The 20,898-nt window shown below is 74.2% G+C and carries 18 protein-coding genes; 15 read left to right on the top strand and 3 right to left on the bottom strand.

The genetic code is table 11. From position 1 onward, the window contains the following. The first annotated feature begins 22 nt into the window (after positions 1 to 22). From FGE12_RS07270 to uppS, 3 genes are all read left to right on the top strand, one after another. Complete coding sequence (locus tag FGE12_RS07270; RefSeq protein WP_153865668.1) at positions 23 to 493, top strand: cupin domain-containing protein; 471 nt, start codon at positions 23 to 25, stop codon at positions 491 to 493. Continuing rightward, positions 490 to 1,098, top strand: coding sequence for a DoxX family membrane protein (locus FGE12_RS07265; RefSeq protein WP_194797676.1), 609 nt, complete (start codon positions 490 to 492; stop codon positions 1,096 to 1,098). The genes FGE12_RS07270 and FGE12_RS07265 overlap by 4 nt, the downstream gene beginning before the upstream one ends. A 162-nt stretch (positions 1,099 to 1,260) precedes the next feature. Next, complete coding sequence (gene uppS / locus FGE12_RS07260) at positions 1,261 to 2,034, top strand: polyprenyl diphosphate synthase (RefSeq protein ID WP_228530641.1); 774 nt, start codon at positions 1,261 to 1,263, stop codon at positions 2,032 to 2,034. Here uppS and FGE12_RS07255 read toward each other — a convergent pair. Then, the gene (locus tag FGE12_RS07255; RefSeq protein ID WP_194797675.1) at positions 2,031 to 3,152 is read right to left on the bottom strand and encodes a pectin acetylesterase-family hydrolase; all 1,122 of its coding nucleotides are present in this window, start codon (positions 3,150 to 3,152) and stop codon (positions 2,031 to 2,033) included. The two genes, uppS and FGE12_RS07255, sit on opposite strands and share 4 nt — an antisense overlap. 282 nt (positions 3,153 to 3,434) lie before the next feature. Here FGE12_RS07255 and FGE12_RS30000 point away from each other — a divergent pair, with 282 nt between their 5' ends. From FGE12_RS30000 to FGE12_RS07235, 5 genes are all read left to right on the top strand, one after another. Next, positions 3,435 to 3,578, top strand: a complete 144-nt coding sequence (locus tag FGE12_RS30000) for a hypothetical protein (RefSeq protein WP_194797674.1) — start codon at positions 3,435 to 3,437, stop codon at positions 3,576 to 3,578. A 124-nt stretch (positions 3,579 to 3,702) separates the two neighbouring features. Continuing rightward, the gene (locus tag FGE12_RS07250) at positions 3,703 to 6,495 is read left to right on the top strand and encodes a GAF domain-containing sensor histidine kinase (protein WP_194797673.1); all 2,793 of its coding nucleotides are present in this window, start codon (positions 3,703 to 3,705) and stop codon (positions 6,493 to 6,495) included. A gap of 38 nt (positions 6,496 to 6,533) precedes the next feature. Beyond that, positions 6,534 to 7,631 carry a sensor histidine kinase gene (locus FGE12_RS07245; RefSeq protein WP_153865666.1) on the top strand — a complete coding sequence of 366 codons (1,098 nt, stop codon included), beginning with the start codon at positions 6,534 to 6,536 and terminating at the stop codon, positions 7,629 to 7,631. Further along, the gene (locus tag FGE12_RS07240) at positions 7,628 to 8,416 is read left to right on the top strand and encodes a LytTR family DNA-binding domain-containing protein (RefSeq protein ID WP_153865665.1); all 789 of its coding nucleotides are present in this window, start codon (positions 7,628 to 7,630) and stop codon (positions 8,414 to 8,416) included. Before FGE12_RS07245 ends, FGE12_RS07240 begins: the two co-directional genes overlap by 4 nt. Before the next feature lie 140 nt (positions 8,417 to 8,556). Further along, positions 8,557 to 9,507 (top strand): DUF4440 domain-containing protein, encoded by a 951-nt coding sequence (locus tag FGE12_RS07235; RefSeq protein WP_153865664.1) that lies wholly within the window; start codon positions 8,557 to 8,559, stop codon positions 9,505 to 9,507. 95 nt (positions 9,508 to 9,602) lie between these two features. On the opposite strand, the gene tkt is transcribed toward FGE12_RS07235, so the two are convergent. Further along, positions 9,603 to 11,654: a transketolase gene (gene tkt, locus FGE12_RS07230; RefSeq protein ID WP_153865663.1), complete on the bottom strand. Its 2,052-nt coding sequence runs from the start codon at positions 11,652 to 11,654 to the stop codon at positions 9,603 to 9,605. 124 nt (positions 11,655 to 11,778) lie between these two features. Continuing rightward, positions 11,779 to 12,189, bottom strand: coding sequence for a cupin domain-containing protein (locus FGE12_RS07225; protein WP_153865662.1), 411 nt, complete (start codon positions 12,187 to 12,189; stop codon positions 11,779 to 11,781). A gap of 240 nt (positions 12,190 to 12,429) precedes the next feature. On the opposite strand from FGE12_RS07225, the gene FGE12_RS07220 reads away from it, so the two are divergent. The 7 genes from FGE12_RS07220 to FGE12_RS07190 all read left to right on the top strand — a co-directional run bounded on the left by FGE12_RS07220 (position 12,430) and on the right by FGE12_RS07190 (position 20,884). Next, positions 12,430 to 12,723: a hypothetical protein gene (locus tag FGE12_RS07220; RefSeq protein WP_153865661.1), complete on the top strand. Its 294-nt coding sequence runs from the start codon at positions 12,430 to 12,432 to the stop codon at positions 12,721 to 12,723. Beyond that, positions 12,720 to 13,013: a hypothetical protein gene (locus FGE12_RS07215; RefSeq protein ID WP_153865660.1), complete on the top strand. Its 294-nt coding sequence runs from the start codon at positions 12,720 to 12,722 to the stop codon at positions 13,011 to 13,013. Before FGE12_RS07220 ends, FGE12_RS07215 begins: the two co-directional genes overlap by 4 nt. A 137-nt stretch (positions 13,014 to 13,150) precedes the next feature. After that, entirely contained in the window at positions 13,151 to 14,374 is a 1,224-nt protein-coding gene (locus tag FGE12_RS07210; protein ID WP_194797672.1) for an ABC transporter permease, read from the top strand. 2 nt (positions 14,375 to 14,376) lie between these two features. Further along, a complete protein-coding gene (locus FGE12_RS07205) occupies positions 14,377 to 15,606 on the top strand; it encodes an ABC transporter permease (RefSeq protein WP_153865659.1) in 1,230 nt (409 codons plus the stop codon). Positions 15,607 to 15,748: 142 nt separating this feature from the next. Beyond that, the gene (locus FGE12_RS07200) at positions 15,749 to 16,156 is read left to right on the top strand and encodes a response regulator (protein ID WP_153865658.1); all 408 of its coding nucleotides are present in this window, start codon (positions 15,749 to 15,751) and stop codon (positions 16,154 to 16,156) included. Then, positions 16,153 to 19,050, top strand: coding sequence for a PAS domain S-box protein (locus FGE12_RS07195; RefSeq protein WP_153865657.1), 2,898 nt, complete (start codon positions 16,153 to 16,155; stop codon positions 19,048 to 19,050). The genes FGE12_RS07200 and FGE12_RS07195 overlap by 4 nt, the downstream gene beginning before the upstream one ends. A gap of 13 nt (positions 19,051 to 19,063) precedes the next feature. Continuing rightward, positions 19,064 to 20,884: a glycoside hydrolase family 15 protein gene (locus tag FGE12_RS07190; protein WP_153865656.1), complete on the top strand. Its 1,821-nt coding sequence runs from the start codon at positions 19,064 to 19,066 to the stop codon at positions 20,882 to 20,884. Positions 20,885 to 20,898: the final 14 nt, after the last annotated feature.

Here is a 20,898-nt window from a genome sequence, read left to right as displayed (position 1 = left end):
TCCCGAAGCTGGAGAACCGCCCATGACCCTGCCTGCGCACCACGCCTCCCACGCCGTCGATGACGCCTCGCTCCCCTGGATTCCGCTCGGCCCCGGGGAGAGCTTCAAGCCCCTGTGCATCTTCCAGAAGGAGCGCGGGCGGGTGCTGCTGCTGAGGCTCGAGCCGGGCACGCTCGTGCCGCTGCACCGCCACCAGGGCGAGGTGCACGCGGTGAACCTCTCGGGCTACCGGGAGCTGTGCGAGACGGGCGAGCGCGTGGGGCCGGGCGGGTACGTGTACGAGCCCGCGGGCAACGTGGACAGCTGGCGCGCGGTGGGCGAGGAGCCCGTGGTGGTGCACATCGTCGCGCACGGGGCGATGGAGTACCTGGATGCGAGCGGGGCGGTACTGCGCCGCGACACCGCGGCCTCGCTCGTGGAGACCTACCGCCGCTACTGCGCCGAGCACGGCCTGCAGGCGCGGGACCTCTCCGCGCCCGGGGTGCCGGCGTGAGCGCGCGGCTGCAGCACGCACGGCCGCTCGCCTTCGGCCTGCTCGGCGTGCTCGTACTCGGGCAGGGAGCGTGGACTGCACACGCGCTGCTGCGTGGCCATGCGCGTCCCTCGGAGCTGCTCTACCCGCTGCTGTTCCTTCCTGCGGCGCTCGCCCTGTGGGCCTCGCGCGGGCGGGTGCCGCTGCTCGCACTCCCCGCGCGGCTGCTCATCGGGTTCTCGTTCGTGTGGAACGTGGCGGACCGCCTCGGGCTGCGCGGCCCCCCGGGGACGCCGGGAGTGGGGTGGGGCGACTTCGCGCACTTCGTCACCTACACCGCCGAGGTCAACGCCTTCGCCCCGCCCTCCTGGGCGCCTGCGCTCGCGGTCCTGGCGACGCTGGCCGAAGGGGCGCTCGGGGTCCTTCTCCTGCTGGGGGTGCGCCCGCGCCTTGCCGCAGCGGGCGCAGCGCTGCTGCTGCTCGCCTTCGCCACGGCGATGGTGCTCTCCGGGCTCTCGCAGGCCGAGTACGCCGTGTACCTGATGGCGGCAGGGGCGGGCGCGCTGGCCACGGCGGACGGAATCAGGCTGCGGCTTCCCTTCCGCGTGGCGCGCCGGACTGTCTGAGCCCGGGGAGGCAATCCCTCACCCCGGCCCTCTCCGCGAGGGAGGGGACGGAGCACGCCGACGCATCGACCACTCGGCCGCCGCTGCCGACCGCTCGCGCAGTGCGCGGGCGCTGCGCGGCGGCGCTCTGCCTACCCTCCAGGACACACCGCGGGAGGGCTCATGGCTTTCGGTTCGAATGCGCAGGACTCGATGCAGAGGGCGCCGCTGCGGCCCGTCGCGGAGGTTCCACGCGCGGCGCAGGAGGACGCCGGGCTGCACGTCGCCATCATCATGGATGGCAACGGGCGCTGGGCGCAGGCGCGCGGGCTGCCGCGCACGGCAGGGCACGCCGCGGGCGTCGCAGCCGTGCGTCGAGTCGTCGAGGCCGCGCCGGCGCAGCGCATCGCCGTGCTCACGCTGTACGCGTTCTCCTCGGACAACTGGAAGCGGCCGGGCCCCGAGGTGCGCGCGCTGCTGCGCCTGATGGAGACCTACCTGCGCACGGAGCGAGCGAACTGCGTCGAGAAGGGCGTGCGGGTGGAGGTGCTGGGGCGGCGCGACCGGCTGCCCTCGCGCGTGCAGGCGGAGATTGCCGCGGCCGAAGCGGCCACGGCCGCGGGCACCGTGCTGTGCCTGCGGCTGGCAATCGACTACTCCTCGCGCGATGCCATCGTGAGGGCCGCGGAGAGTGGCCCGCGCAGCCGCAGGGAGCTCGCCTGCGGCCTCGCGCCGGGCTCGGACCGTCCCGCGCCGGACGTGGACCTGCTCATCCGCACCGGAGGCGAGCAGCGGCTGAGCGACTTCCTGCTCTGGGAGAGCGCCTACGCGGAGCTGTACTTCACCCCCGTCGCCTGGCCGGACTTCGATGCCGCGGCGCTCGGCGCGGCCGTCACCGAGCTCGGCCGGCGCCAGCGCCGCTTCGGCGGCCTGGAGGCGTCCACCGGCGCGCGCTAGCGCGGCGCTCCGGGCGCCGCACGCTCGTGACTGCCCGTGCCGGCGCCGACGACGCTTCCCCAGCCCGGCTGGCCCTCGGCGAGCCCCTCGAGCCAGGTGGAGAGGCTCACCCCCTGCACCTGCGTGGCGGAGAGGGAGGGGTCCAGCAGGTACACGTGCTTCTCGCTCGCGGGCGAGAAGAACTGGAAGTTCGTGTCTGCGGAGAGCCGCGTGCGCAGCGCCGCGAGCCCGGCCTCGAAGGTCGCGGCATCCATGGGCTCGGACACGGTGCAGTCGGGGTTGTCTCCCAGGTCGCTGAAGCCGAGGTAGAAGCGGAAGGTCTGGTCCTGCGTGGAGGAGATGAGGCCGAAGCGGCGCTCGGGGTACTTGCGCGCGAGGAAGCCGAACAGGTTCACGTAGTCCCCCTGCGGGCCGGTGCAGTCGCTGCAGTCGGCAGGGAAGGCCGCGTCGAGGTTCCACGCCTGGCGCCACTGCTCCTGCAGGCAGGGGCGCAGGAAGGCCTCGTCGAACATGGGGCCCGAGTCGTCGAGCAGCTGCACGGGCGTGTTGCCGAAGGCCTGCTGCACGCGGTCGAAGTTGAGCGCGGCGCCGATGCCCCCGGCGCTCGAGCCCGCGAGCACCACCTTCGTGGCTCCGCCGAAGGTGGGCACCACGCGCGCGAGGTACGCGCCCAGGTTCTCGTAGCCCACGTGCACCCGGCCCTCGGGCCCGGCCGGGTTGCGGCCCGCGTGCACGTCGCCGCTGCAGTACGGCACGTACACCACGTTCCAGTCGCGGAAGGGGTTGTCCGCGGCGCTGCGGGAGAAGACGCCGCGGTTGCCCGCGAGCAGCACCTCGAGGCGGAACTCCGGCTCTCCGTAGCCATCCGGATAGCTCGCGCGCGCGCAGGTCTCCGCGTTGAAGCAGGCGCCGCCGGGCGCCAGGTAGATGAGCAGCTCGGTGGACTGGGGGGCGCGGTACACGCCGATGCCCGTGGGGGTGCCGTTCATGCAGCGCGACTCCGCGAAGGGCACCCAGGTCCACTGGTTCTCGGGGACGTCGAGGGTGTCCTTGGCCGCGGAGTCACCGCAGCCGGGAGCGAGCACGAGGAGCGAGAGCAGCAGCAGGGGGGCGCGCATGCCGTTCCGAATGGGGCCGGGCGCAGCGCCCTTCAAGCAGGCCGCGCGACGCCCGTGCGGGGCTGAACATCGCTTCCTGCCGCCCGGTACCACGGCCGTGTCAGGCCTTTCGAACGGCGCCGTCGGATTTCCTGACAGAGGGCTGTCACGCGCCCCTGCGACACCGGGTGCACGCCACCGCGGTGCAGGTACGGCACGCGCCTTGCCCTGCAGCCCCGGGTCCCTCCGCCTGCGCTTCCGGAGGGGTGTCGGCGTCCGACCCGGAGCGCGCCGGAGTCCCCGATGGACCTCCTCCTCTTGCTGTTGCTCGCCGACTTCCGCCCCGCGCTCGCCCCCGCCACGCGGCCGCTCCCTCGCGCGGCCAACGACGACGCCGAGCCCGCACCTCCCCCGCCATCGGCGCACCCGCTCCGCCCCGCGCCCTAGCGTCTCGCGGGCGGCGAACGTCGGGTGTGCGGCACCCCCGGGGGCGGGGCCTTGTCGTGGGGGACGGCCGCGGCCATGGTGCGCCGCCTTCTCCCCCGCGCTCCGAGCGTCCGCCCCCATCCCCATGACGACCGCGTCCCTTCCGCTTGCTCCCGCCGGGACCTGCGAGCCGCCCCGGCCCTACGCCGCGCGCCTCTTCCAGCTCGCGGCCGCCCTCTCCGAGGCCCTCACCTCCGAGCAGGTGGCGGACACGGTGCTCGCGCACGCCGTCCCTGCGCTCGGCGGCGCGGCGGGGATGGTGTGGGCCACGACCCCGGAGGGAGACGCGGCCTTCGCCGTGGGCGAGCGCGGCAACGGCAGTGAGGCCTTCGAGCGCTGGCGGCGCCTCCCCCTCACCCGGGACTTCCCGCTCGGCGACGCCATGCTCGGGCGCACGCCGGTGTGGCTCGAGTCGCGGGAGGCGCTGTTCGCGCGCTACCCCGCCGTGGCCGCGCGCGGTGCCTCGTCCATCGAGCGCGAGGCCTGGCTCTTGCTCCCGCTCGTGCTGGAGGGGCGCGTGCTGGGCGCGCTCTCGTTCGGCTTCGCGGCCCCGCAGCGCTTCTCCCCGGAGGAGCGCGAGGTGGCCGGTGCGCTCGCGCACCTGTGTGCCCAGGCGCTGGAGCGCGCGCGCCTGCACGCCGCCCAGCAGGCGGCGCGCGAGCGGGCCGAGCGCGCGGCGGACCGGGCCCTGCGCCTGCAGCGGCTCACGGCCGCCCTCTCCACGGCCGCCACGCCCCTGGAGGTGACCGGGGTGGTGCTCGAGCACGCCCTCGAGGTGCAGGGCACGCGAGGCGCGGCGGCGTGGGAGCTGGGGCGCGAGGAGGGCGTGCTCACGCTGCTGCGCGCCGCGCGCTACCCCGACTCGACCCTCGAGCGCTTCCGGCGCGTGCCGCTCGCCGCGCACGCTCCCATCGCCGAGGCCGCCCGCACGGGCGGCCCCGTGTGGATCGCCTCGCGCGAGGACTGCGAGCAGCGCTTCCCCGAGGCGGCCGTGGCCGTGGCCCGCACCTCCGCGCAGTTCAGCTCGGTGAGCCTGCCGCTGCTGGTGGATGGGAGCGTGGCGGGCGTGCTCGCGGTCAGCTTCGAGGGGGTGCACCCCTTCGAGCCCGAGGAGCAGGGCTTCCTCTGCCAGCTCGCCACGCACTGCGCGCACGCGCTCGCCCGCGCCCGCCTCTACCGCGAGGCCCAGGAGGCGCGCGAGCGCACCGAGCGGCTGCAGGCGCTCACCGGTGCCCTCTCCCGTGCGGTCTCGGCCGAGCAGGTGGCCGCCGCGGTCGTCGCCGAGGCCCAGCGTGCGAGCGGCGCGCCGCGCGTGGGCGTGTGGGTGCGCAGGCCCGCGGGCGACCAGCTGCACCTGCTGCACGGCTACGGCATGCAGGCCGTGCAAGCGCTTCCCATCGAGCTGAGCGACGACGCCCCCACCGCGCAGGCGCTCGCCCGGGGCGAGGCGCTGTGGTTCTCGGGCATCGAGGAGCTGGAGCGCACCGCGCCCGCCTTCAGCGGCCACGCGGAGGCCACGGGCGAGGGCCGGCGCGCGATGCTCCCGCTGCTCGGCGAGCGCGGCCTGCAGGGCTTCCTCACCCTGGGCTGGGACACGCCAAGCTCCTTCTCCGCGGTGGAGCGCGCCCTCTTCGAGGCGATCGCGCGCCAGTGTGCCCAGGCGCTCGAGCGCGCCGCGCTCTTCTCCGCCGAGCGGGCGCTGCGCGAGGCGGCGGAGGCGGATCGGCGCGAGCTGGAGCGCGAGCGCACGCGCCTGGAGCTGGCGGTGCGGGCGGCGGAGCTGGGCATCTGGGAGTACGACGTCCGGGCGGACCAGCACAGCTGGGATGCGCGCTGCCGGTCTCTCTTCTGGCTCGCGCCGGACGCTCCCATCGGTGGCTTCGAGGGCTTCCTCGCGTGCGTGCACCCCGAGGACCGGGCCCCGCTGCAGGGCCTCATGGACCAGCTGCTCGACCCGGCCGGTCCCGAGCGCTACGAGGCGGAGTACCGCGTCCTCGGCGCGGCCGGGGAGCAGCGCTGGGTGCGCGGCACCGGGCGCCGCCACCTCGAGGCGGGGCGACTGGTGAGGCTCGCCGGCACGATGCAGGACGTCACCGAGCGCCGCCGCGCCGCCCAGGAGCGCGAGGCCCTGGTGCAGGAGCTGGGGGAGGCGGTGCGGCTGCGCGACGAGTTCCTCGCGGTGGCGAGCCACGAGCTGAACACGCCCCTCACCAGCCTCAAGCTGCAGGTGGCCCTGCTCGCGCGCGCGAGCGAGGGGGACGCGCGGGCGCGGCAGCGGCTGCAGGTGGTGGACCGGCAGCTGGTGCGCCTGAGCGAGCGGGTGGGCGGGCTGCTGGACGTGAGCCGCATCCGCGGCGGGCGCCTGGAGCTGCGCCCCGCGCCCATGGACCTGCGCGCCGCGGCGCAGGGCGCGCTCGAGCGGCTGGGCGGCCTGCTGGAGCAGGCGGGGTGCGCCGTGTCGCTCGAGGCGCCCCTGCCGGTCGAGGGCAGCTGGGATGTGATGCGGGTGGGGCAGGTGCTCGAGAACCTGCTCACCAACGCCGCGAAGTACGGCGCGGGCACGCCGGTGCAGGTGCGGGTGGCGGCCGCGGCGGACGGCGGCGCGCTGCTCGAGGTGCAGGACGGGGGCATCGGCATCGCGCCGGAGGACCTGCCGCGCATCTTCGGCCTGTTCGAGCGCGCGGTGAGCGTGCGCCACTATGGCGGCCTGGGCCTCGGGCTCTACATCACCCAGCAGCTGGTGAGCGCGATGGGCGGCCGGGTGGAGGCGCACAGCCGCCCCGCCGAGGGCAGCACCTTCCGCGTGTGGCTGCCGCGCAGCGGAGCGCCCGTCCCGCTCCCGTCCCGCTGCCCGGAGGAGGGTGGCCACCCGGGTTGACTCGGCGCACCCGCGCCGGGAATCCTCCCGGCCCCGCCATGCCCGCTCCTGCGCCCTCCGCCCGCCTCCGCCGCGCCCTGCTCGTGTTCGCCGCGTGGACGGCGGTGGGCGCCGTGGCCTGTCTACAGCCGGTGCTCTCGGGCCTCGCGGCGGGGCGTCCCCTGCCGCGCTGGGACTACCTGCTCAGCGTCCTGCAGAGCTGCTGGGTGTGGGCGCTGGCCACGCCGTTCATCATCCGGGCCACGGAGCGCTTCCCGCTGGACCGGCCCAGCCTGCGGGCCGTGAGCGCCCACCTGGGCGTGTTCGCGCTCGCGTGGACCGTGGACGGCGCCCAGGCCGCGGCGACGATGGCGCTGATGGGCCGGCGCAGCCCGGGCTTCCTCGCGATGCTGCTCGGCGGGGTGATGGCCAACCTGCTCAGCTACTTCGCGGTGCTGGGCCTGGGCCACGCGCTGCGCTTCCACCGGTTGCTGGTGGAGCGGCAGGTGCGCGCGACCGAGCTGCAGGCGCAGCTCCTGCGCAGCCAGCTCACCGCGCTGCAGATGCAGCTGCGCCCGCACTTCCTCTTCAACGCGCTCAACACCGTCTCGGGCCTCGTGCGCTCGGGCGAGCGCCAGCGCACGCTGCAGGTGGTGGCGGGGCTCGCGGACCTGCTGCGTGCGGTGCTGCGCGCAGAAGGCGTGCAGGAGGTGCCCCTGCGCCAGGAGCTGGAGCTGGTGGAGCGCTACCTGCGCATCGAGCGCGCGCGCTTCGAGGACCGGCTCAGCACCCGGGTGCACGTGGACCCGGCGGCCGCCGATGCGCTGGTGCCCCAGCTGCTCCTGCAGCCGCTCGTGGAGAACGCCGTGCACCACGGCACCAGCGCGGAAGGGGAGGGGCGCGTGGAGATCCGCGTGCGCCGCCAGGGCGACCAGCTCTGGCTCGAGGTGCAGGACTGGGGCGCAGGAGGCGCGAAGGCGCGGGAGGGTGACGGGGCGGACGACCCGGGCGGCATCGGCCTGAGCAACACGCGCGCGCGCCTGCGCCACCTCTACGGCGAGGCGCACCACCTCGCGCTGCGCCCCAGCGGCGAGGGCCATCTCGCCGAGGTGGCGCTGCCCTTCCGCCCTGCCGCCGCCACCCCGGAGGCCGCATGACGCCCCCCGCAGCCCCCATCCGCGCCCTGGTGGTGGACGACGAGCGGCTCGCGCGCAAGAGCCTGCAGGTCTTGCTCTCCGCGGACGCGGAGGTGGAGCTGGTGGGCGAGTGCGGCCGGCCGCAGGAGGCGGTGCGCCTGCTCAAGCAGCGCCCGGTGGACCTGCTCTTCCTCGACGTGCAGATGCCCGGCATGGATGGCTTCGAGCTGCTCGAGGCCGCGGGCACGCAGGCTGCGGTGGTCTTCGTCACCGCCTTCGAGCAGCACGCGCTGCGCGCCTTCGAGGTGCGCGCGGTGGACTACCTGCTCAAGCCGTATGACGACGAGCGCTTCGCCACGGTGCTCGCCCGCGCCAAGGCGCACGTGCGCGGCCAGCGCCTGCAGGCGCTCGCGCAGCAGCTCGCGGGCATGGTCGCCTCGCCCGCAGCACCTCCCGCGCCGAGCGCGCCGCGCCACCTCGAGCGCCTGGTGGTGCGCGAGTCGGGAAGGGTGACGCTGCTGCCCGTGGAGCAGGTGGACTGGGTGGAGGCGGACGACTACTACGTGCAGGTGCACGCGGGCGGGAAGAGCCACCTGCTGCGCCAGAGCCTGCGCGAGCTGGAGACGCAGCTGGACCCGCAGCGCTTCCTGCGCATCCACCGCTCCACCCTGGTGAACGTGGCGCGGGTGAAGTCGCTCGAGCCGCTCTTCCACGGCGAGTACTGGGTGGTGCTGCAGGACGGGCACAAGCTCAAGCTCAGCCGCAGCTTCCGCGACCGCCTGGACGCGCTGCTCTCCGGCCGCTGAGCGCACCGCCTCGCCGCCCCGGCGGGCCGGCTCGCGGCACGCGCCGGCCGCACCCCGGGATAGTCGCGGAGCGTGTGCGCGCCTCTCCGTACGGTGCTCCGCGCGGGGACATCTCTCCCCGCGCAACGGAGGGGTTCGACATGAAGAGGAAGATCACCGCGCGGCTGGCCGTCGCGCTGTTGCTGTGTCTCGCTGCGCTGCCGGCGGCCGCCCGCGAGGGGAGGGGGAAGCCTGGAGACGGGCTGTGGCGCGAGCGGGAGCTCCTGTACGCGACCGACGTGGCGCAGTCCTCGGCGACGCAGCTACTGGGCTCCGCGCGGGGCTTCACGCCCTTCCTCGCCGAGGACGCGGTGCTGCTGCTGGACGGCGAGTACGCGCTGCGCGGGCGCGAGGCCATCGCCGAGCGGCTCGCCACCACGCCCCTGGAGAGCGCCACCGGCCGCATGAGCTGGGAGCCCCTGCGCTGGGACGTGAGCGCGGACGGCACGCTGGGCTACACCACGGGCCGCGTGTGGCAGGACGAGCAGCGCCCCGACGGCACGGTGTGGCGCTGGTACGGACAGTACGTCTCGGTGTGGAAGCGGGACCACGGGAACACGTGGCGGCTGAGCGCCTCGCTGCGCGGCCTCGTCAGCAACGACCACGCTCCCGGTCCCGGCCCGCTGCCGGACCTGCCCGAGGGCTGCGCCGCCTTCCACCCGCGCGAGCGCGACCACGGCCGGCCAGAGGACCCCGCGCCCTACGTGGCGGAGGCCTTCGCCACCGACGCGGCCTTCAACACCTACGCGGCCACTCACGGGATCGGCGCGGCCTTCTGGACCTTTGCCGCGGACGACACGTACGGAGGCGACACCTGCGACCGCGGCGCGCCCGTGCCCGACGGCCCGCCCTCCGCGCTCACCTGGGCGCCCGAGCTGGGCGGCGCCGCGGGCAGTGGCGACCTCGCCTGGACCGTGGGCCCCTTCGTGCAGAAGCGCCGCAGCGGCCTGGCCTACGGGAAGTACTTCTCCGTGTGGGTGCGCGAGGCGGATGGCAGCCTGCGCTACATCGTCGACCTGGGCAGCAGCAGCCCCGGCGGCGAGCGGCTGTAGCGACCTCTGCAACAGAGTTGCATCTGAAAAATACGGAGGCCGCCCGTGCGGGGGGCACGGGCGGCCTCGGTGTGAAGCTCGGAAGGGAGCGCGGCTCAGCTCTTCGGCAGGCTCTTCGCCACCTGCACCACGTGCTCGGCCGTCATGCCCAGCTCCTTCATGACGGTGGCGCCGGGGGCGGAGAGGCCGAAGCGGTCGATGCCGATGGTGGCGCCGTCCAGGCCCACGTACTTGGCCCAGCTGCTGGGCACCGAGGCCTCGATGGAGACGCGGCGGCGGCAGGAGCGCGGCAGCACCGACTCCTGGTACGCGGCCGGCTGGCGGTCGAAGCGCTCGAAGCAGGGCATGCTCACGACGCGCGTGCCCGCGCCCAGCTGCTTCGCGGCGGCGAGCGCGTGCTGCACCTCGCTGCCCGCGGACAGGAGGATGAGCTCGAGCGGCGCGGTCTCCTTCTTCAGGATGTAGCCGCCCTTGAGCACGCCCTCGCGGCGCGTCTGCACGGGCACCTCGTCCAGCAGGGGCACCGCCTGGCGGGTGAGGGCGAGCAGGGTGGGGCCGTCGGTGCGCTCGAGGCCCGCGACGAAGGCGCCGGCCGTCTCCTCGGGGTCCGCGGGGCGGATGACGTCCAGGTTGGGGATGACGCGCAGGCCGGGCACCGTCTCCACCGGCTGGTGGGTGGGGCCGTCCTCGCCCACGCCCACGCTGTCGTGGGTGAAGACGTAGAGCACGGGCAGGTGGCTGAGCGCGGCGAGCCGGATGGGCGGGCGGCAGTAGTCCGCGAAGACGAGGAAAGTGGCGCCGCTGGGGCGGAAGATGCCGTGCGCCGCGATGCCGTTCATCACGGAGCACATGGCGTGCTCGCGGATGCCGAAGGGGATGTTGCGGCCGGTGCGGTTCGCCGGGCTGAAGTCGTCGTCGCGCGCCTTCAGGTCACCGATGTAGTTGAGCGTGGAGCCGTAGAGGTCCGCGCTGCCGCCGATGAGCAGCGGGTCCGCCTTGGCGAGCGGCTGCAGCACGTCCTGGCCCGCCTTGCGCGTCGCAATCTTGCTGTCCGCGGCGAAGGGGGGAATCACGTCGAACAGCGCCTTGGTGTCCGGGGTGCGCTTGTCGGTGTCCTTGGCCACCGTGTGCGCGTAGGCGCGGCTCACCGCGAGCTGCTCGGCGAGCGTGGGGTTCGCCTTCTTCCAGGCCTCGAAGGTCTTCAGCCACGCGGCGTGCTCGGCCGCGAGCTCCTTCTTGCGCGCGTCGAAGAACTGGCGCACCTCGGGCGAGACGTAGAAGTGCTCGGCGGGCAGGCCCATGGCCTTGCGCGCGGCGTCGCCGAACTTGGCGCCGCCCTCGCCGTGAGCCTTCGCCGTGCCCTCCACCTCGGGGATGCCCTTGCCGATGAGCGTCTTGGCGATGATCAGCTGCGGCTTGCCGCTGCCCGCCTTGCGCGCGCGGGTGACGGCCATCTGGACCTGGTCCATGTCGTGGCCGTCGATGGTCTGCACGTCCCAGCCGATGGCCTCGAAGTGCTTCGCGGTGTCGGCGCTCTGGGTCACCTTCGCCATCGCGTCCAGGGTGACGGCGTTGGCGTCGTAGATGAGGGTGAGGTTGTCCAGCTGCTGGTGCCCGGCGAACTCCACCGCCTCCAGCGCCACGCCCTCCTGCAGGCAGCCGTCGCCGGCGAGGCAGACCACGTGGTGGTCGAAGATGCGGTGCTCGGGGGTGTTGAAGCGCGCCTCGGCCATCTTCGCGGCCAGCGCCATGCCCACCGCGTTGGCGATGCCCTGGCCCAGCGGGCCCGTGGTGGTCTCCACGCCGCTCGGGGCGTGGGTGAGCTCGGGGTGGCCCGGGGTGTGGCTGCCCAGCTGGCGGAAGCGCTTCACCTCCTCCAGCGTCATGTCCGGGTAGCCCGCGAGGTGCAGCCACGCGTAGAGGAACATCGAGCCGTGGCCCGCCGACAGCACGAAGCGGTCGCGGTTCATCCAGGCCGGGTGCTCCGGCGAGTGGCGCAGGAGCGCGCCGTAGAGGACCGCGCCGATCTCCGCGCAGCCCAGGGGCAGGCCGAGGTGGCCGCTCTGGCTGGCGTGGACGGCGTCGATGGCAAGGCCGCGAGCAACCGTGGCGGCCTGGGAGAGGACGTTCTTGTCGAGAGGGCGCATGGGGCTGGGGACGGAGACTTACAGCAATCGCCCCCTGCACAAGCGCAAAAAGGCGCCCCTCTAGGCTTCCGGGCGGGGAGGCGGACAGCCAGCCTCCCCGCTCGGGCGGGCGCTCGGGAGCGGCCTAGTGCGGACGCGCCTCGGGGCGGGGAGCGTTGGCACCGCGCGCGGCGCCCGCGCCCGGCTGGGCGTAGTGCTCCATGCCGGTGAAGTCGAGCATGCGGCAGGGCTCGTCTCCCAGCACCCAGGCGTCGTGGCCCGGCGCGATGGTGGCGAAGTCGCCGGGGCCCACGTCCACCGTCTCGCCGTCGTCCATCACCGTATGCATGCGTCCGGAGAGCACGTAGAGGCTGTGGGCCGCCTTGCAGCTGGACGTCCCGGCGATGGGCATCACGTCCTTGGACCACTTCCAGCCGGGCTCGAAGGTGGCGAGCCCTACGGTGTCCGAGCCGAACTGCAGCAGCGCGACGTTGCCGTGCGGGAATTTGCGCGCCTCGTCCGGCGCGTTGAAGCGCTTCACTTGAATGCCTGCCATGGGGTTCGACCTCGCGGGGAAGGCGCCCGGCGCGGCGGGGGGAGCCTGTCTCCTCGGGTCGTGACGGCGCACGTAGGGCCTCAAGGGTGGCAATGCCGGGCGCGCCGCACATGGCACGCAGGTGCGAGCCGCCCGGGGCGCGACGCCTGCCCGCTGGGGAGGGGAACCGCCGCCGGGAGCACGCTCTGCCGCCTGCGGCGTTTCCCCGGCCGCGCGCCCGCGTTAGGGAAGCGCTTCCCCATGGCCCCGCTCCGAGAGATTCCGCCGCCCCACGAGGCCCTCCTGCTGCTGTGCCGCAAGTGCGCGAAGAAGGCGGGCGGGGCGGGCGCGCTGCGCAAGCGGCTCAAGCGGGCGCTGGGCAAGCGCGTCCGCGTGGCGCAGAGCAGCTGCCTGGACGTGTGCCCCAGGGGCCGCATCTGCGCGGTGGCGAGCGGCGCGGGGGCGGACCGCTACCTCCTGCTGGACCCCGGGACGCCGCCCGAGGAGCTCGATGCGCTGGTGGCCGGGGTGGCGGCGGCGCTGGGGCGCCCGTGAGCGGCGCGTCCCCCGGGGCTCCGCAGACCGCGGTGCACGTGTGCCACGAGTGCCTCACCCGGCTGCCCACCCGGGCGGGCGGGGTGGACCTGCCCCGGCGCATCCGCCACACGCTCTCGGCCGCGGGGAGGCCTGTCCCCGTGCTCGCCTCGGGCTGCTTCGGCCTCTGCCCGCCGGGGCGGGTGGCCGCCTGCGTGGGGCCGGACGGGCTGGGGCAGCTGGGCGGGGAGCCGGAGCTCGAGCTGGACCCGGAGCGGGACGGAGCGGAGCTGCTGCCGCTCCTGCCCTAGGCGTCGCCTCGTCCTTTCGGGCAGGTGCAATCGCCCTGTGCTAGGCGCGTATCTCGGGAACAGAGGGCACGCCCGGGCGTTGGGCCGCGGGCGTCACCCTTCCCGTTGCCATTCCTGACGCCCCCGGGGGGCCGGCCGTGAGCTTTCGCGTGGACGTGGTGGAGGGGGGGCGCATCGCCGCCCTCTCCTTGAGGGCCAACCGCATGCGCACCGTGCTGACCACCATCGGCATCGGGGTGGGCGTGTGCACGCTCTTGTGCATCGTCGGCATCATCCAGGGGCTCAACAAGTCCTTCGCGGACCAGCTGGCGAGCATCGGGGCGAACTCGATGCAGGTCTCCAAGTTCCCCTGGGTGATGAAGGGGGACTGGTGGGAGTTCCGCAACCGCAAGGACCTGAAGCTGGAGCTGGTGGACGTGGTGCGGGCGCAGCCGCACATCGTGGCGGTGGCGGCCACGGCGGGGCGCACCGCGGACGTGAGCTTCCTGGGCAAGGAACTCGCGAGCGTGCGCATCACCGGCACCACGGAGGAGTTCGCGCAGGTCTCCAACTACGAGCTCGCCGCGGGGCGCTTCCTCAGTGACGCGGACGACGACGCGCGCAGCAGCGTGGCCGTCATCGGCGCGGAGGTGGCGCGCGGCCTGTTCCCCACGGTGAACCCGCTGGGCCAGCGCATCCGCGTGGACACCCGCAGCTTCCGGGTGGTGGGGGTGCTCAGCCCCAAGGGCGAGGTGCTCGGGCAGAGCCAGGACCTCACCGCGATCATCCCGCTGCACACCTTCCTGAACCAGTTCGGCATGAAGCGGCCCCTGAGCATCACGGCCGCGGTGGACAGCCCGGAGAACGTCATCACCACCGAGGACGCGCTCATCGGGGCGCTGCGCCGCGCGCGCCACACGCCGCCGGAGTCGGCCGACGACTTCTCCATCAACCGCCCCGAGCAGCTCGCCAACACCTTCGCCCAGCTCACCCAGGCGCTGTTCGGCGCGGCGCTGGGCGTGGGGCTCATCACCCTGCTGGTGGGCGGCATCGGCATCATGAACATCATGCTGGTGAGCGTGCGCGAGCGGACGCGGGAGATCGGCATCCGGCGCGCGCTGGGCGCCAAGCGCCGCACCATCGTGCTGCAGTTCCTGATGGAGGCGAGCGCCGTGTCCGCCGTGGGCGGGGCGCTGGGCACCGCGCTGGGGCTCGCCATCGCGGTGCTGCTCGCCATGGTGACGCCGCTCGCCGCCACGGTGCGCCCGGGCACGGTGGCCTTCGGCATCGGCTTCTCCGCCTTCGTGGGGCTCGTCTTCGGCATCTGGCCGGCGGCGCGCGCCGCGCACCTCGATCCCGTCGAAGCCCTCCGCTACGAGTAGCCATGCTCACCTTCGCCTACGACAACTTCCGTCTCGCCCTGGGGACCTTCCTCGGCAACCCCTTGCGCTCGGTGCTCACGCTGCTGGGCATCGTCATCGGGGTCACCACCGTGGTCTCGATGATGGCGATGATCGAGGGGCTGCGCATCAAGGTGAGCACGGACCTCTCGGACCTGGGCGCCAACTCCTTCCAGATCCAGAAGATGCCGCGCGGCTTCGGGCGCTTCGACTTCGAGAAGCTCTCCAAGCGCCCCAACCTCACGCTGGACGACCGCGCCGCCATCCTCAGCCTGCCGGACATCCTCACGGCGGCGGGCGAGGACAGCGAGGGCGGGCAGAAGATCTCCACCGCCGAGCGCGAGACCCAGAACGGCGTGAGCGTGTGGGCCATCACCCCGGAGGGCTTCCAGACCAACGCGGTGTCCCTCGAGACGGGCCGCGCCTTCAGCGACGCCGAGTACCTGGACGGCCGGCGCGTGACGGTGCTGGGCGCGGACGTCATCGACCGGCTCTTCCCCGGCGCGGACCCGCTGGGCCAGGACGTGCGCATCAAGGGCCGCACCTTCCGCGTGGTGGGCACGCTCAAGCGCCGCGGCTCCTTCCTCGGCGGCGGGAGCATGGACAACCAGGTGGTCATCCCGCTCTCCACCTTCTACCCGCTCTACGGCCAGAACCGCTCGGTGTTCATCAGCATCCGCGCCCAGAGCGGGGAGGTCATGCAGCGCGCCCAGGACGAGGTGGTGCAGCTGATGCGGCGGCGGCGCGGGCTGAAGCCGGACCAGGAGGACAACTTCGCGCTCTTCTCCAACGAGAGCAGCACGGAGATGTTCAACAACATCTCGCGGGTCATCAGCGCGGCGAGCTTCGGGGTGTGCCTGCTGTCGCTCGTGGTGGGCGGCATCGGCATCCTCAACATCATGCTGGTGAGCGTGACGGAGCGGACCCGGGAGATCGGCATCCGCAAGGCGCTGGGCGCGCGCAAGCGGCGCATCCTCGCCCAGTTCGCCACCGAGGCCGTGATGCTCAGCCTGGTGGGCGGCGTGCTCGGCGTGCTGCTCGGCTACTTCCTCGCCTTCCTCGCCCGCTGGATGATGGGGCTGCCGGCCACCGTGCCCGCCTGGGCCGTGGGCGTCTCGCTGCTGATGAGCTCGGTGGTGGGCCTGGGCTTCGGCATCTACCCGGCGGCGCGCGCCGCGAAGCTGGATCCCGTGGAAGCGATGCGCGTGGAGTAGGGGGATTCCCCGCCAGCGCGGGCCCCGGCAGGGCAGGCGAGCACCCGGGCGCGGCGAATAGCGCCCGCGGGAGCGTGGGGGCGCTCACCTTCGACACCGGGGGTTCATAGTTTCAACGCGCAGTGCCATTGGAGCTGCGCGCATGCTCACCCACTCGGTCGGAGACCAGACAGACAGGAACGAGACCCTGCTCGTCGTGGACGACGATCCGGACGTGCGGGATCTGACCGCGGAGATCCTCCGCGAGCGCGGCTACCGCATCCTCGAGGCGGGCAGCGGCGAAGAGGCCGTGCGCCTCGCGGCGGACTACCCGCGCCCCATCCACCTGCTGCTCACCGACGTGCTCATGCCGCGCATGGACGGCCCCACGCTCGCTCAGCGGCTGCTCGAGCGCCGCCCCGGTCTGAAGGTGCTCTTCATGACGGGCTTCAGCGGGCGGGCCCTCTCGGACGACGGGGAGCTGCCGCACGGCACCGAGGTGCTCTCCAAGCCCTTCACCTTCGACGACCTCACCGGCCGCGTCCGGGAGGTGCTGGGGCCGGATGCATGAGCGCGCGTGCGGCGCAGCACAAGGCGCTCCCGCTCGGACTCGTCCTGCTGGGAGGGCTGGTGGCATTGGCCAGCTCCCTGGGGGCGGGGGCCGGAACGGGCCTGCGCTCGCCGCTCGCGGGACCCCTGCTCGCGCTCGCGGTGGCGCTGCTGCTCTGGGGGGCCTGGGGGCTGCGCCGCGAGCAGGAGGCCGCGCCCCGGCTCGCCGACGAGCCCGCTCCCGAGGCGCCGCGCACCGCTGAAGCACCGGAAGCCCTGCTGCCCGCGCGCGCCCCCGAGGCGCTCGAGGCGCTCGACGCGCTGCAGGAGGCGCCGCTGCTGCTGGTCACCTGCGACGGCCGGGGCCGCGTGGTGCTCGCGGAGGGCGAGGCGCTGCGCGTCCCGCCCCGGCGCCTGGTGGGCCAGCCGGCCGCGGGGCTGATGGAGCTGCTGCCCTGGCTCGCGGCGAGCGCGCCGCGGGCGCTGCGCGGCGAGCGCTTCACCGAGGTGGTGGAGGAGGAGGCGGAAGGGGGCCCGCGGGTGCTGGAGCTGCGCTTCCGGCCCCGCAGGGACTCGGGCGGCCGCCCCGCGGGCTTCCTCGTGGTGGGCACCGACGTGACGGCGCGCCAGCGCCGCGAGCAGGAGCTCGCGGAGGACAAGGCCCGCCAGCGCCTGCTGCTCGAGCAGCTGCCCGCGGTGCTGTGGACGACGGACGAGCGGCTGCGGCTCACCAGCGTGCAGGGCACGGCGCTCGCCTCGCTGGGGCTGGATGCGCAGGGCCTGATGGAGCGGCGGGTGGGGGAGGGGCTGCTGGACGGCGCCGCGCTGCGCCCCCTGCGCGCCCAGCACCGGCGCGCGCTCAACGGCGAGCACGTGAGCTCCGAGGTGAACGTGCAGGGGCGCACCTTCCGCGTGGTGCTCGAGCCGCTGCCGGGCGCGGGCGGGCGGGGCCCTGGCGTGCTGGGGCTCGCCCACGACGTGACGGACTTCAAGCGCAGCGAGCGCGAGCTGCGCAGCTCGCGCGCGGACCTGAGCGCGCTGCTCGAGAACACGCAGGACGCGCTCTGGTCGGTGGACCGCGAGGGGCGCGTGGTGGTGGCCAACAGCTTCTTTCGCGAGCTCGCGCGCGACGCCTTCGACGTGGAGCTGCGCCCCGGCAGCGCCTTCCCCGAGATGCTGCGCGCCCAGCACCCGGAGGCCGCCCAGCGCTGGGAGGCGCTGTATGCGCGCGCCCGCGCCGGCGAGCACGTGACGGACGAGCAGGAGTACGTGGTGGACGGGCGGCGGCGCGCCTACCTCGTCTCGCTCTACCCCATCCGCGACGGCGGCGAGATCGTGGGGGTGAGCGGCTTCAGCAAGGACGTGACGCTGCGCCGGCGCGCCGAGGAGGCGCTGCGCCAGAGCGAGGAGCGCTTCAGCCGCATCTTCCACGCCGCGCCCCTGCCCATCCTGCTCGCCACGCTGCACGACGGGCGCGTGCTGGACGTGAACGACAGCTTCGTGGAGGCGAGCGGCTACTCCCGCGCGGAGCTGCTGGGCCACACCACGCGCGAGCTCTCGCTGTGGATGGAGCCGCAGGAGCGCGAGGAGCTGATCAGCGTGCTGCGGCGCGAGGGGAGGCTCGTGCAGCGCGAGATGCACCTGCGGCGCAAGAGCGGCGAGCAGCGCGTGGTGCTCGCCTCCTTCGTGCAGGTGCGCCTGCTGGGCGAGGACTGCGTGGTGGCGCTCGCCGAGGACATCACCGAGCACCAGCAGCTCGAGGAGCGGGTGCGGCAGGTGGCGAAGATGGAGGCGGTGGGACAGCTCGCGGGCGGCGTCGCGCACGACTTCAACAACCTGCTCACCGTCATCCTCAGCCACTGCGAGCGCCTGCAGCGCCTCGGCGGGGGCAACCGCACCGTGGAGGGCTCGGCGCGGCAGATCCAGCGCGCGGCCGCGCGCGCCGCGGGGCTCACGCGGCAGCTGCTCGCCTTCGGGCGCAAGCAGATGCTGCGCCCGGTGGTGCTGGATGCGAGCAGCGCCCTGTGGGAGCTGGGCCCCGCGCTGCGCGCGCTGCTGGGTGAGGGCATCCGGCTCGACTACCGGTTGGATCTCGAGGCGGGCAGCATCCGCGTGGACCCGATGCAGCTGGAGCAGGTGCTGGTGAACCTCGCGGCCAACGCCCGCGACGCCATGCCCCACGGCGGCCAGCTCGCGCTCGTCACCTCCCACGCGGAGGCCGGCGCGCGCGAGGGGCTGCCCGAGGGCGACTACGTGGTGCTCGAGGTGCAGGACAGCGGCGAGGGGATGAGCGAGGAGGCGCGCAGCCACCTCTTCGAGCCCTTCTTCACCACCAAGGGCCTGGGCGAGGGCAGCGGCCTCGGGCTCCCCGCGGTGTACGGCATCGTGCGCCAGAGCGGCGGCCACGTGCGCGTGGACAGCGCCCCCGGGCAGGGCACCACCTTCCGCCTCTACTTCCCCCGCCTCGCCGCGCCCGCGCCCCGCGCCGCCGCGGCCCCCGAGGCCGTGCTGGTCATCGAGCGCGAGCCGGAGCTGCGCGCCCTCGTGCAGCGGGTGCTGGAGGGGGAGGGCTTCACGGTGCTGCCCGCGCACGACGCGGCGGACGCCGAGGCCCGCCTGCGCGCGCACCGGGGCCGGGTGGCGCTCGCGGTCGCGGACCTGGACGAGGCGGAGCGCGAGAGGCTCTCCGCGCAGCTCGCCGCGCTGCGGCCCGGGCTGCGCCTGATGTCCCTGCACGCGCGCGCGCCGCAGGGGCCGCCCCCTGCGCACGACGGCGTGGCGACCGCCAGCGCGGCTCCGGCCGGCGTGGCCACGTCGCTGGACGCGCTGCCGCGCGAGGTGCGCCGCGCGCTGGGAGACGAGCTCACGGGAGGGGCTCCCGCGCCCAACGGGCGCACGAAGCCGCTGCTGCACTAGCGCAGGGAGGGATATGGCGCCGCGCATCGAGGACTACGCGCTGTTGGGGGACACGCAGACGGCGGCGCTGGTGAGCCGCGAGGGCTCCATCGACTGGCTGTGCCTGCCGCGCTTCGACTCCGCGGCCTGCTTCGCGGCGCTGCTCGGCGAGCCGGGCCACGGCCGCTGGCTGCTCGCGCCCGTGGGCGAGGTGCGCTCCACCCGCCGCCGCTACCGCCCCGGCACCCTGGTGCTGGAGACGGAGCACGAGACGCCCACGGGGCGCGTGCGGGTGGTGGACTGCATGCCGCCGCGCGGCCACGACCCGGACGTGGTGCGGCTGGTGGAGGGCGTGAGCGGCGAGGTGACGCTGCGCATGGAGCTGATCATCCGCTTCGACTACGGCTCCGTCGTCCCCTGGGTGCGCCGCGAGGACGGCGCGCTGCAGGCGGTGGCGGGGCCGGACGCGCTGCTCCTGCGCACGCCCGTGCCCACCCACGGCGAGGGGCTCACCACCGTGGCGGAGTTCCGCGTGCGCGAAGGGGAGCGCGTGCCCTTCGTGCTCACCTGGCACCCCTCGCACACGCCGCTGCCCCCGGCGCTGGATGCCGTGCGCGAGGTGGGGGAGACCCAGCACTGGTGGGAGCGCTGGGCGCACCAGTGCACGTACCGGGGGCCGTGGAAGGACGAGGTGCTCTCCTCGCTCGTCGCCCTCAAGGCCCTCACCTACGCCCCCACCGGCGGCATCGTCGCGGCGGCCACGACCTCGCTCCCCGAGTGGCTGGGCGGGGTGCGCAACTGGGACTACCGCTACTGCTGGCTGCGCGATGCCACCTTCACCCTCACCGCGCTCATCCTCAACGGCTACCGCAAGGAGGCCGCCGCCTGGCGCGACTGGCTCCTGCGCTCGGTGGCCGGAGACCCCTCGCAGCTGCGCATCATGTACGGCCTGGCCGGCGAGCGGCGCCTGCCCGAGTACACCGTGGACTGGCTGCCCGGCTTCGCGGGCTCGCGCCCCGTGCGGGTGGGAAACGCTGCTGCAACCCAGTTGCAGCTGGATGTCTACGGCGAGGTGATGGACGCGCTGCACCAGGCGCGCCGCACGACGCTCGACTCGGACGCGAACTCCTGGCGCATGCAGGTCGCGCTGATGGAGTACCTGGAGGGCGCCTGGCAGCAGCCGGACGAGGGGCTGTGGGAGGTGCGCGGGCCCCGCCAGCACTTCACCCACTCGAAGATGATGACCTGGGTGGCCTTCGACCGCGCGGTGAAGGCGGTGGAGAAGAGCGGGCTGGAGGGGCCGGTGGAGCGCTGGCGCGCCCTGCGCGACGAGGTGCACCGCGAGGTGTGCGCGAAGGGCTTCCACTCCGGGAAGGGCGCCTTCGCGCAGGCCTACGGCTCGGATCGCCTGGACGCGAGCCTGCTCCTGATGCCCCTGGTCGGCTTCCTCCCTGCGACGGACCCGCGCGTCGCGAGCACCGTCGCGGCCATCGAGCGCGAGCTGCTGGAGGACGGCTTCGTCATGCGCTACTCGCCCGCGAAGGACTCCGAGACGAGCGGCCACGCGGTGGACGGGCTCCCGGGCCGGGAGGGCGCCTTCCTCGCCTGCTCCTTCTGGCTCGCGGACAACTACGCGCTGATGGGGCGCACCGCCGAGGCCGAGGCGCTGTTCCGCCGCCTGCTCTCGCTGCGCAACGACGTGGGGCTCCTGAGCGAGGAGTACGACGCGCGAGGGAAGCGGCAGCTCGGCAACTTCCCGCAGGCCTTCAGCCACGTGGGCCTCATCAACACCGCCCTCAACCTCACTCCCCAGGCCGAGCCTGGGCCCGCGCAGCAGCGGCGCAACGGGTGCTGAAAGGAGACCCGCGC

Origin of the sequence: Aggregicoccus sp. 17bor-14 (assembly GCF_009659535.1) — a bacterium.
GTDB lineage: Bacteria > Myxococcota > Myxococcia > Myxococcales > Myxococcaceae > Aggregicoccus.
The sequence above is the reverse complement of the archived record's forward strand: the minus strand, read 5'-3'. Positions and strand labels throughout refer to the sequence as shown.

What these genes read in the sequence shown, in the direction of transcription:
- FGE12_RS07270 (WP_153865668.1), top strand. Translation starts at nt 23, where the DNA reads ATGACCCTGCCTGCGCACCACGCCTCCCACGCCGTCGATGACGCCTCG.
- uppS (WP_228530641.1), top strand. Translation starts at nt 1,261, where the DNA reads ATGGCTTTCGGTTCGAATGCGCAGGACTCGATGCAGAGGGCGCCGCTG.
- FGE12_RS07255 (WP_194797675.1), bottom strand. Translation starts at nt 3,152, where the DNA reads ATGCGCGCCCCCCTGCTGCTGCTCTCGCTCCTCGTGCTCGCTCCCGGC.
- FGE12_RS30000 (WP_194797674.1), top strand. Translation starts at nt 3,435, where the DNA reads ATGGACCTCCTCCTCTTGCTGTTGCTCGCCGACTTCCGCCCCGCGCTC.
- FGE12_RS07250 (WP_194797673.1), top strand. Translation starts at nt 3,703, where the DNA reads ATGACGACCGCGTCCCTTCCGCTTGCTCCCGCCGGGACCTGCGAGCCG.
- FGE12_RS07245 (WP_153865666.1), top strand. Translation starts at nt 6,534, where the DNA reads ATGCCCGCTCCTGCGCCCTCCGCCCGCCTCCGCCGCGCCCTGCTCGTG.
- FGE12_RS07240 (WP_153865665.1), top strand. Translation starts at nt 7,628, where the DNA reads ATGACGCCCCCCGCAGCCCCCATCCGCGCCCTGGTGGTGGACGACGAG.
- FGE12_RS07235 (WP_153865664.1), top strand. Translation starts at nt 8,557, where the DNA reads ATGAAGAGGAAGATCACCGCGCGGCTGGCCGTCGCGCTGTTGCTGTGT.
- tkt (WP_153865663.1), bottom strand. Translation starts at nt 11,654, where the DNA reads ATGCGCCCTCTCGACAAGAACGTCCTCTCCCAGGCCGCCACGGTTGCT.
- FGE12_RS07225 (WP_153865662.1), bottom strand. Translation starts at nt 12,189, where the DNA reads ATGGCAGGCATTCAAGTGAAGCGCTTCAACGCGCCGGACGAGGCGCGC.
- FGE12_RS07220 (WP_153865661.1), top strand. Translation starts at nt 12,430, where the DNA reads ATGGCCCCGCTCCGAGAGATTCCGCCGCCCCACGAGGCCCTCCTGCTG.
- FGE12_RS07205 (WP_153865659.1), top strand. Translation starts at nt 14,377, where the DNA reads ATGCTCACCTTCGCCTACGACAACTTCCGTCTCGCCCTGGGGACCTTC.
- FGE12_RS07200 (WP_153865658.1), top strand. Translation starts at nt 15,749, where the DNA reads ATGCTCACCCACTCGGTCGGAGACCAGACAGACAGGAACGAGACCCTG.
- FGE12_RS07195 (WP_153865657.1), top strand. Translation starts at nt 16,153, where the DNA reads ATGAGCGCGCGTGCGGCGCAGCACAAGGCGCTCCCGCTCGGACTCGTC.
- FGE12_RS07190 (WP_153865656.1), top strand. Translation starts at nt 19,064, where the DNA reads ATGGCGCCGCGCATCGAGGACTACGCGCTGTTGGGGGACACGCAGACG.